The sequence below is a fragment of the Caulobacter sp. S45 genome (genome assembly GCF_009765965.1).
Classification (GTDB): domain Bacteria; phylum Pseudomonadota; class Alphaproteobacteria; order Caulobacterales; family Caulobacteraceae; genus CAHJWH01.
This window is the reverse complement of sequence record NZ_LMUL01000011.1, coordinates 19160-30183: the sequence shown is the minus strand read 5'-3', so window position 1 is coordinate 30183 and position 11024 is coordinate 19160. Positions and strand designations below refer to the sequence as shown.

Annotated in this window: 5 protein-coding genes and 1 pseudogene; 5 read left to right on the top strand and 1 reads right to left on the bottom strand. The window is 64.5% G+C overall.

All coding sequences use genetic code 11. The features are described from left to right. Positions 1-647, bottom strand: a 647-nt coding sequence (locus GSQ87_RS22430; protein WP_216839077.1) for a peptidoglycan-binding domain-containing protein, incomplete at its 3' end; no start/stop codon positions are given. A gap of 648 nt (positions 648-1295) precedes the next feature. On the opposite strand from GSQ87_RS22430, the pseudogene GSQ87_RS06475 reads away from it, so the two are divergent. The 5 genes and pseudogenes from GSQ87_RS06475 to GSQ87_RS06455 form a co-directional block, all read left to right on the top strand. Further along, a pseudogene (locus GSQ87_RS06475) lies at positions 1296-1451 on the top strand (CsbD family protein); the annotation flags it as partial. 293 nt (positions 1452-1744) lie between these two features. Then, positions 1745-4129: an ATP-binding protein gene (locus GSQ87_RS06470; protein ID WP_158914478.1), complete on the top strand. Its 2385-nt coding sequence runs from the start codon at positions 1745-1747 to the stop codon at positions 4127-4129. A 765-nt stretch (positions 4130-4894) separates the two neighbouring features. Then, positions 4895-6085 carry an efflux RND transporter periplasmic adaptor subunit gene (locus tag GSQ87_RS06465; protein WP_158914476.1) on the top strand — a complete coding sequence of 397 codons (1191 nt, stop codon included), beginning with the start codon at positions 4895-4897 and terminating at the stop codon, positions 6083-6085. Further along, positions 6082-9273 carry an efflux RND transporter permease subunit gene (locus tag GSQ87_RS06460; RefSeq protein WP_158914474.1) on the top strand — a complete coding sequence of 1064 codons (3192 nt, stop codon included), beginning with the start codon at positions 6082-6084 and terminating at the stop codon, positions 9271-9273. Before GSQ87_RS06465 ends, GSQ87_RS06460 begins: the two co-directional genes overlap by 4 nt. Continuing rightward, positions 9270-10763: an efflux transporter outer membrane subunit gene (locus GSQ87_RS06455; protein WP_158914472.1), complete on the top strand. Its 1494-nt coding sequence runs from the start codon at positions 9270-9272 to the stop codon at positions 10761-10763. Before GSQ87_RS06460 ends, GSQ87_RS06455 begins: the two co-directional genes overlap by 4 nt. Positions 10764-11024 lie beyond the last annotated feature (261 nt).

Genomic DNA, 11024 nt, shown 5'->3' with positions numbered 1-11024 from the left:
GTAGAACCGACCGTGGCCGGGAAGACCGCAAGCACCTTGCCGTCGTCGCCGAAAGCGGTCACCTCCGCATGCGCCTTGGACACTTCAATCCGCTTCACGTCGCCCTTGGCGAAGGGCGACGCGCCGGCCTTCGTGATGACGATGGAGGCGCCCGCCTTGGCGAAATCCGCACCGGGATTAAGCGCAAGAAGAGCGCCTTCATCCATGTGGAACCGCTCGGCCAGCATTTCACTCGGGCGGCTGAACTGCGGCCCGTCCGGCAGGGCCGCGAGCTTGACGAAGTCCTCGCCGACGTCGGGCGCAAACGGTCCAGCCTCATCTTGCGGCGTTATCGCGTAGGCTGTGGCGACAGGCGCAGCATCCTTGGCCAGGGCGCTCCACGTCGCTTGGTCCAGTTCGCCGCTGGTGGGTAGATTGTTCGCCGCCTGATAGGCGGCAAGCGCATGTTTGAAGTTCGTGCCTGGCCGTCCATCAATAACGCCCGGGGAAAATCGAGCGCGGTCCAATAATACCTGCGCCTTTATCAGCATGGGATTGGGAGGCGCCTTATTGTCTGGCGCGCCAGCCTCATTCTGCGAGCCGCTCAGCGGTGGGGTGAACTTGGCGTCGTTGATCGCATCGGCCGCACGATTGCTCGGGTTCGGCAAGGCTGCTGGTGGGCGCGCCGCAGACGGCGGAGAAGAAGACGGCGAAGCAGCGGGCGTCGAAGGGGCGAGCGTCGAAGGGGCGAGCGTGGGAGCGGCAGTCTTCGCGCGGGAGGTCGTCCCACCCCTCGACGATGACCCAGGAGAGCAGGCGGCTAAGCCCACTATAAGCAAGAGAGCCGCCGATTCCTTGGCCTGACGGTGCACTGCAAACTCCTATTGTCCAAAAGCTTAGCTCCTGGCGCCACCTCCGGTTCCAGCGGGAACTGACAAGTTAAGTCGGGCGGCGGAAATTACGGGGCAGAAACCCACCGAATACACCACTTTTAGGTGTAAAGAGGTGACTATAGCTCAGAATTACGCGGCTGGATGGCAAATTTCACCGCCTGTGACTGCCTTTGCGCTTAACTTGTCGGTCCCTGGCCGGCGCGCGCCAAGTCGCCGCCGCTTGCGACGCGCTGCGTTTCGGTCGTCATACCTCATGAACGCGACTGTTAAGCGCCGGATGCCTTCGCAGGAATCGGCGGCGGACGCGCGACGTTTTGAGTTTCCTGTCGCGCGTCCTCGTCGCCTGCCGGAACATTTCGGTCTCCTCATCATTCACCCCAAGAGCAAGAGGAGGCTACGACGGTCGACAAGAACAGAGTTGCGGGCGCCGTCGACAAGGCGAAGGGGTCTGTCAAGGAAACGGCCGGCAAAGTCACCGTCGATCCTAAGCTTAAGGCGGAAGGCAGGGCGGACAAGGCGTCGGGCGCGGTGAAGAGTGCGGTCGGCGGCGCGGCGGACGCGATAAAGGGCAAGAAGTAGTCCGTTAAGGCGGCCGTCAAGGGCCCATGCCGCCCGTGCGCGCAACGCCCTACCGGCGCTGAGCCAGACTATTGCGAGGGCATCTGGCCGTTGCACGGCTCGGCCTATGGCCGACGCTGGGTCAGCGTCGCCGCAATGGCGCGGCGCCGGTCGCTGTGTAGTCTACTCGACATACATATGATGTACTTCCGGACTCGAGCTCGCAACTGGCGATATTTTTACCTGCCGTACATCCGAACCGAATAGCTTAAGGAGATCAGACCACATTCCCGAGTGGTAGGGGTCCACGGTCGATGACGCAGCCTCAAACCGAACGCGATCTTTGCCGCTTGCTGTATGTGAGCCGGGCCAGCGAGACCATCCTGTCTAGGTTTCAAGGGGAGATGGACGCCATCGTTACGGCGTCTCAAGAGAACAATTCCAGGCTGGACGTAACGGGCATTCTCATCGCCCATAAAGGCTGGTTCATTCAGGCGCTGGAGGGCGATCGCGAAGCGGTCGTTCAACTTTACAGACACATCGGCGATGATCCCCGCCACCACCAAATCCGCACCGTCAGCCTAGAGCCGATCACAGAACGCCGCTTTGGGCGGTGGGGCATGTGCGCAGGCCAAGCGCCTGCGACGATGGCCGGAGAAAGCTTCAATCTGACCACGCTCTCCTCAGCGGAACTTCTGTCGCTGCTGAGCGCCTGCGAGCCCTTGGGCATGCAGCCGTCGCTGTCATCGCGCCAGGCCCAGAGCGTGCTCGACACCTTGCCCGAACAACAGTTCGACGACCTCACCGCGGTGGCCCGCACCCTGGTCGGCGCGAAAGCGGCCGTGATCTGGCTGGCCGACGCCAACCGTCGCTGGTTCAAATCGTCCGTCGGGCTAGACGACCTCGCTCTCGATCCTGACGACAACGTCTTCCTGGAAAGCCTAGGGTCGCCGGGACTCATCTGGGGCCCCGAACGGGCTACGGCGGCCGGGCCGTCGCCCCGAGCCTATCGCGTCTTTGCCTTGGCGCCGCTGGAGGTCCAAGGCCGAAGGATCGGCGCGCTCTGCGTTCTGGACGATCAGGCCCACCCCTTCAACGCCGGGCTGGCGTCCGGCCTGACCCTGCTGGGCCGGTCGATCGCGTCGCGCCTGGAATCCCAGCTTGAAGAGCGGGTCGCGGCGCGCCTGCTCGGCTCCTCGCCGGACGCCATCATTAGCTCCGACGCCGATTTCGAGATCAGCTTCTGGAACCCGGCTGCGGAACGTCTATTTGGGCGCAGCGCCGCGGAAGCGGTCGGGCAATCGCTGCAGGTGATCTTCCCAGACCGCCTCCGCGCTGATTACATGGGCCGCCTTGAGGTGCTGAAGCAGGGCGGCGCGGATCGATCCGAAGCGGCCTTGGAGCTGCTGGCCGTCGGGGCCGACGGCGCAGATTTTCCCATTGAACTGACCCTGGCGATCTGGCGAGACGGCGAACGACCGGCGCTGGGGGCCATCATCCGCGACTGCGGCCAGCGCAAGGCTGCAGACGCCGCCCTCAGGGCCGCCAAATCCGCCGCCGAAACGGCTAATGTGGCCAAGAGCGCCTTCCTGGCCAATATGAGCCACGAGATTCGGACACCGCTGAATGGGATCGTCGGTCTGGCCGCCCTCTTGTCCGAAAGCGGCCTCTCCGAGCGCCAGGCCGAAATGGCCGAGTTGATTCGCTCATCCGGCGACCAGCTCCAGCATCTGCTCAGCGATGTCCTAGACCTCGCCCAGATCGAGGCCGGCGCGGTTCAGATCGCTTCGGAAAGCGTCTCCATCGCCGAGGTCGTGGCATCCTCGATCGAATCAGCGTCAGCCCTGGCCCAAGCGAAAGGGCTGGCGTTTGAAGTTCAGCTTCAGCCTGCCGCCGACCAACGGGTGATCGGCGATGCGGGCCGAATTAAGCAGATCCTCTCCAACCTACTCTCCAATGCGGTGAAATTCACCGAGACAGGTTCGGTCACCCTCGCGGTCTCGCGCGCCGACCGGGTTTACCGCTTCGCCATCATCGACACCGGCGTCGGCTTTGATCCCGCCTTGAAGGATCAGCTCTTCACCCATTTCCAACAGGCCGACGACTCGTTGACCCGCAAATTCGGGGGCATGGGTCTGGGGTTGGCTGTGTGCAAGCAGGTGTCCGAGCTTCTGGGCGGCGAAATCACCTGCCACAGCCTACCCGGTCAGGGCTCCTGTTTCGCCTTGGTGGTCGCCCTGGATCCGGACACGAGCGCCTCGGGCGCTTTCGAGGCCGCGCCCGGTGCTGAGGCTCTGCATGAGCGGTTGACCGTGCTGGTCGCTGACGACAATCCGACCAACCGCCGGGTGGTCGCGCTGATCCTGAGCGGTCTCGACGCGGAGGTGGTCAGTGTCGAGAACGGCGCCCTGGCCTTGGAAGCGTTCAAGCGGCAAGCGTTCGATATCGTTCTGATGGACATGATGATGCCGGTGATGGACGGCCTGTCGGCGACCCAGGCCATCCGTCGCCATGAAAGATCGATCGGCGTTCAGGCGACCCCCGTGCTGATGCTTTCGGCCAACACCTTGGCCGAACATATCGACGCCGCGAGGCTGGCCGGCGTGGATCGCTACGTCACCAAGCCGATCACCGCCCCTCGCCTGATCGGCGCCATCGCCGACCTCCTTGGCGCCCAGGCCGATGAAAAGGCCGCTTAGCTCGATCTTACCGAGATGGAGGCCGGCCTGCCGCCGGCTGAGCGTCACAAAGCCCGATCGGGGGAAGAGGCTTGGTCGCGCCGGCTCTGCAGGTCGCGCAGCGCGGTCAAAATCTCAGCCAGCCCCTCCGCTACGATAGTTTCGCGCCCGAAGTCGCCGCTAAGCGTTCGTCCAACTTGCGGACATTCGAAGCGCCTACGAGGGGCCATCGGGCCGTCCACAGATGACAGAACCCTAGCCACTACTGCATGAAGCAAACCGCTACGGCTGTGCTTCTGCCGCTGCACCGAGTTAACCTGACAACTCTTTCCACCCGCCATCAAACTCGATGAGTCATCGCAACGACAGCTTCAAATTTTTATATACTTCATAATGGCCGACGTTACCGCCGCGATCGACTGTTGACGCGCCGGAAAGAGTTGCTCATCCTCAGGCTTACCGCCCTTCCCACATACGCATTCGCTCCGACTAAAACCCATCAGACATAAATCGGCAAACTTGGATGGATAGTCATCGGCGGCGGGGGATTGGAACGAGGAAGCGCTTGCCCACCACCCCAATCGCCAGCGGTCGATCTGAGTCGTCGCCGTTCAAGTTTCCGCGATGCGGCCGTCAAGGTTTCCCAACCTCCATCCCATCTTGCACCGAAGAAATTTTCGAGGCGCAGATTCAATGAATCCGCCAGAATCCAGGTCTCGCCGAAGGATCCACATCGTCCTCGCCGGCGTCGTCGCGCTGGTTGTCCTTCTCCTGGCATGGCTCGTCTTGCATAAGAAGCCGGTCAAGAAGGCCCCGCCGCACCAGATACCGGTGACCGCGGTCAAGGTGGTGTCGCAGGATTTCCAGACCGATATCGCCGCTCTGGGCGCTGCGCAGGCTTGGACCAGCGACATGGTCTTCGCCCAGGCGAGCGGCAAGCTGATCCATGTCAACTTCACCGAGGGAAGCGAGGTCAAGGCGGGCCAATTGCTGGCCGAAGTCGATCCGCGGCCCTACCAGGCGGCGGTCGCGCAGGCGGACGGCACGCTGAAGCGGGACGAGGCCAACCTGGCCGGCGCCCGCCGCGACCTGGACCGCTTCCAGCATCTACAAGGCGAGGGCGGCGTCTCCCGCCAGCAGTTCGAGGATCAGCAGGCCACCGTCGGCGAGGACGAGGGCACCGTCGAGCTCGACCGGGGCTCGCTCGCCGCAGCCAAGATCAACCTGGAATTCTGCCGCATCGTCGCGCCGGTCAGCGGCCGCACGGGCGTGCGCCTGGTGGACCCCGGCAACATCGTCAGCGCCAGCGGGTCGGTCAGCAGCGTCGTGAACACCTCTTCCGCCACCAGCGCCGCCTCCCCTTCCAGTTCCACGGGCGGTTCGAGTTCATCGAGCTCGACAGGACCCAGTTCGAGCAGCGGCTCGAGCAGCGGGACGGGGATCGTCGTGGTCAACCAGATTCAGCCCATCGCCATCACCTTCACCGTGCCCCAAGGCGAATTCCAGCGGCTGGTTGAGGCCTCCGACGGCTTCAAGAAACCCCTGCCGGTGCAGGCGCTCAGCCAGGAGACGGGCGCAATATTGGATTCGGGCGAACTCAGGATCGCCGACAACCGGGTCGACCAGAACACTGGCTCGGTGGAGCTCAAGGCGCGGTTTCCCAACGCGAGCACGCGTCTGTGGCCGGGCCAGTTCGTCAATGTGAGACTTGGGGTGCGGAGGCTGCCGAACGCGACCGTCATCCCCCTGGCCGCGGTCAACCGAGGGCCGAACGGGCAGTACGTCTTCGTGGTCGGGCCGAACAACAAGGTGGCGATGCGCGCGGTCACGCTCGCCACGACCCAGGGCCAGGTCGCCGTGGTCAAGTCCGGGGTCAAGGCCGGCGACGTGGTCGTCGTCGATGGGCAGATGGTGCTCAACAACGGCTCGCTGGTGCGCGTGACGCATATGACGTCGACCGGAAACGCGGCCCCTTGAACCTTTCCGCCCCGTTCATCCGGCGTCCGGTCGCGACCACGCTCCTCGCGGTCGCGATCCTGCTGGTCGGTATCGTCGCCTATTTCACCCTTCCGGTGTCTTCGCTGCCGAACGTCGACTTCCCGACCGTGCAGATAAGCGCCAGCCTGCCGGGCGCCAGTCCCGAGACCATGGCCTCCAACGTGGCGACGCCGTTGGAGCGCCAGTTCTCGCTGATCCCGGGCATCAGTCAGATGACCTCGGTGAGTTCGCTGGGGACCACCAGCGTCACCATCCAGTTCCAGCTCGACCAGAGCATGACCAGCGACTTCCAGCAGGTGCAGGCGGCGATCAACGCCGCGAGCGCCCAGCTGCCAAGCAATCTACCGTCGCAGCCGACCATCCGTCAGGTTAATCCGGCCGATGCGCCGATCATGATCCTGACGCTGAGCTCCGAGACCCTGCCGATCGACCAGGTCGACAATTTCGCCGATGTCATCTTCTCTCAGCAAATTTCCAAGATCACCGGCGTCGGCTTGGTCACCATCGGCGGTCAGCAGAAGCCGGCGGTGAGAATCCAGCTCGATCCGCGCAAGGTCGCAGCCCGCGGCCTGCAGATCGACACGGTCCGGTCCAAGATCACCGCCTCGACCACCAATGCGCCGAAGGGCGCTATCAACGGCCCGAACCAGAACCTCACCGTCTACGCCAACGACCAGATCCTGGAAGCCGGCCCCTGGAACGACCTGGTCGTCGGCTACAGCAACGGCGCGCCGGTTCGCCTGAAGGATGTCGGCTCTGTCTCCCAGGGCGTCGAGAACAACCAGATCGGCGCCTGGGTCTTCCCGGGCAAGGGAAACGTCGACAAGTCCCTGACCGCCGGCCAAAGCATCCTGCTGGTGATCTACAAGGAACCCGGCGCCAACGTGATCAACACGGTGGACCAGATCCGCCAGCAGTTGCCGAAGCTGCAGACCAACATACCGCCGGGGATCAAGGTGCATATCCTGATGGATCGCACCCAGACCATCCGCGCCGCCGTGCAGGATGTTGAGACCACGCTGCTGATCACCATCGTGCTGGTGGTGATCGTGATCTTCCTGTTCCTATTGAATGTCCGCGCTACCCTGATCCCCAGCGTGGTGATCCCGCTCGCCCTGCTTGGCGCGGCGGCGGTGATGCTGCCGCTGAAGTACAGCCTCGATAATCTCTCGCTGATGGCGCTCAGCATCGCCGTAGGCTTCGTCGTCGACGACGCCATCGTTATGGTGGAGGTGATCTGGCAACACCTGGAGAAGGGTGAAAAACCGTTCGAGGCCGCGCTCAAGGGCTCCAGCGAAGTCAGCTTCACCATCCTGTCTATCTCGATCTCGCTCGTCGCGGTGTTCACGCCCCTGATGTTCATGGGCGGCGTGGTGGGACTGTTAATGCGGGAGTTCGCCGTCACCCTCAGCGCCGCGGTTCTGGTGTCGATGGTCTTGACCCTGACCCTCACGCCGATGCTGTGCAGCCTGTTCCTCAAGGCGCCGAAGCCGCCGTCCAACCTCTTCACGCGCAAGTTCGAAGAGGGGTTCAAATGGCTCGACGACCGATACGCCCGGGCGTTGGACGTGGTGCTGGAGCACAAGCTGCTCACCATGGTCATCTTTATCGGCACCCTCGCGCTGGCGGGCTACTTCTACGCCACGGCCAAGACCGGCTTTTTCCCGCAGCAGGACACCGGCTTCCTCACGGGAGTGATGATCACCTCGCAGGACGCCTCGTTCACCAAGGCCAAGGAGAAGGTGCAGGCGGTCGGCGCCGTCATCAGCCATGATCCTGACGTCGCCGGCTTCGGCATGTTCGTCGGCAACACCAGCACCAACCAGGCGAACCTGTTCATCGCGCTGAAGCCGAAGGACAGCGGCCGCAAGACCAATGCCGACCAGATCATCGCCCGTCTGCGCCCCAAACTGGCCGACCTGGTGGGCGTGCAGACCTTCTTGCAAGCGGCTCAGGACATCAATATCGGCGGCCGGGCGGGACAGGCGCAGTACCAATACACGCTCGCGGACTCCGACCTGACCGAGCTCAACGCCTGGGCGCCCAAGTTGCTCGCCGAGATGCGGACCCTGCCTCAACTGAGGGACGTCAGCTCCGACCAGCAGTCGAACGGCCGGGCGGTGAACCTGACCATCGACCGGGCGGCCGCCGCCCGCTTCGGCCTATCGCCCACCGATGTCGACACCGCCATCTACGAACTGGTCGGCCAGGACGAGGTCACCCAGTACTTCACCCAGCAGAACAGCTATCACGTGGTCGTCGAAGGACCGCCGGATCTACAGGCGACCTCGGATCTGTTCGGCACCGTCTACCTGCTGTCGCCCACCACCGGGAAGACCGTACCCCTGTCGCAGTTCGTGAAAATCGATCCGACGGCGACCAGCAGCCTGACGGTCAGCCACCAGAGCGAATTCCCGGCCGCCACCCTGTCGTTCAATCTGGCCCCAGGCATAGCCCTCAGTCAGGCCACCGAGGTGATCCAGAATGCGCAGAACCGGCTCGGCGCCCCGACTACGCTCACCGGCTCTTTCCAGGGGACGGCCCAGGCCTTCCAGCAATCGCTCTCTTCCGAGCCGGTCCTGATCCTCGCCGCCCTCATCGCAGTCTATGTGATCCTGGGCGTGCTCTACGAAAGCTTCATCCATCCCCTGACCATCCTGTCGACCCTGCCGTCGGCCGGCCTCGGCGCCCTGCTGGCGCTGAAGCTCGCGGGCCAAGACCTGAACGTGATCGGCATCATCGCCATCATCCTGCTGATCGGCATCGTCAAGAAGAACGGCATCATGATCGTCGACGTCGCCTTGAGGCTGGAGCGCGACCATGGCCTTTCGGCGCAAGAGGCTTCGCGCGAGGCGTCGCGTCAGCGGTTCCGGCCGATCCTGATGACCACCGCCTGCGCCGCGCTCAGCGGCATCCCGATGATCCTGATGAACGGCACCGGCTCGGAGTTCCGCCAGCCGCTGGGCTGGGCCATCGTCGGCGGCCTGCTGGTCTCCCAGGTGCTGACCCTGTTCACCACCCCGGTGATCTACATCTACCTGGACCGGACGCGCAGGTGGGGACGCGGCTCCAAGCACAAGCCGGAAGGCGCCGGGACGGCGACCGATCCCGATCCCCAGTCGCACGGCCCCGGCCATGGGGCGCACCCCGAGCCCAGTCCGTCATGATGCGCCGTCCATCCCCCCCATGGACGGCCCTGGCTCTCGCCGCCGCGCTCGGCGGCTGCACGGTTGGGCCGAACTATCAGCGGCCGACCGCCCCGACCCCGGCGACCTTCAAGGAGGCCGCAGGCTGGACCCCGAGCCACCCCGCCGACGCCATCGACAAGGGAGCATGGTGGTCGATGTTCAACGATCCGGCGCTGGACGGCCTGGAGCGGCGCGTCGAGGTCTCCAACCAGACGATCAAGCAGTTCGAGGCGGCCTATCGCCAGGCGCACCAGATTGTCGCCGAGGCGCGGGCCTCCTACTTCCCTACGCTCGGCGCCACCGCCACTGCCGAGCGCAGCCACGACCCCGCGGGAATCAGCGCCTCGGGCGTCGGCGGCGCGTCGACCGGAGGCGGCACGGGTACGAGCACGGGTTCCGCCACGACGACCGGAAGCACGGCGTCGCGCTCCACCACCATCTATGAAGGCGCCCTGGAGGCGACCTGGGCTCCGGATCTGTGGGGCAAGATCCGCCGCACCGTGGAGAGCGACAAGGCCCTGGCCCAAGCCAGCGCGGCCGACGTGGCCAACGCCAAGCTCTCCGCCCAGGCCTCCCTGGCCGAGGACTACTTCCAGCTGCGCGTGCTCGACGAGCAGGCGCAGATCTATCGCGACACCGTCGCCGCCTATCAAAGGTTCCTCAAGCTCGCCCAGGACCAGTTCAAGGAAGGGACCCAGCCTCAGTCGGCGGTCCTGACGGCGCAAACCCAGCTCTACGGTGCGCAATCCTCGCTGATCAACGTCGGCGTGACACGAGCGACCATGGAGCACGCGATCGCGATCCTGGTCGGCGTGCCTCCCGCCGAACTGGCCATCGCCCCGGCGCCGCTCAGCCGCGACGTACCGACCCCGCCGGTGAACGTACCCTCGATCCTGCTTGAGCGACGCCCGGACATAGCGGCGGCGGAACGACAGATGGCGTCCGGCAACGCCCTGATCGGCGTCGCCGTTTCCGCCTACTACCCGGACCTGACCCTATCGGGGGAGTACGGCACGGGCGCAAGCAGCCTCGGCCAACTGTTCAACGCGTCGAGCGCCCTCTGGTCCGTCGGCGGGAATGCAGCCGAGACCCTGCTGGACTTCGGCCTGCGCCGCGCCCAGGTCAGGGCGGCGCGCGCGGTGTACGACCAGGACGTCGCCACCTACCGGCAGACGGTGCTCACCGCCTTCCAAGGAACCGAAGACGAGCTTTCATCACTGCGCATCTATCAGCAGCAGCAGGACGTCCTGATCCAGACCGAGCAGGCAGCGCGCAAAGCGCTCCAGCTCGATCTCGACGAATACCGCGAGGGGACGATCGACTACACCACCGTCATCACCGCCCAGGCGAGCTTGCTTAGTGCCTCGCTCAACGTGCTGACGGTGCTGCAGAATCGGCTGCAGGCCAGCATACTATTGGTCGAGAACCTCGGCGGTGGCTGGACCACCGGGGATCTTCCCAAAAGCTAGGCCGTCACGCCACGTCGTTGGCGTTTAATCCGCTCGCGCACGATACTCAAGAATTCCGCGGCGCTTAAGGGCGCCCTGCCAATCGGCACGTGCCCCATAACGGCAGCCCACCCTTTCGGCCGTTTTCAAAACGCGAGGCTAGTGAGGCGCTGGCGGTAGCTCCGCGCCCAATGCCGACATGCGGCTTCTGCCGGATTCCAGACGCTCGTGGCCCCATCAAAAAGCGATCCGGACGGCAAGTATTGGGGCATTCCGGACGGA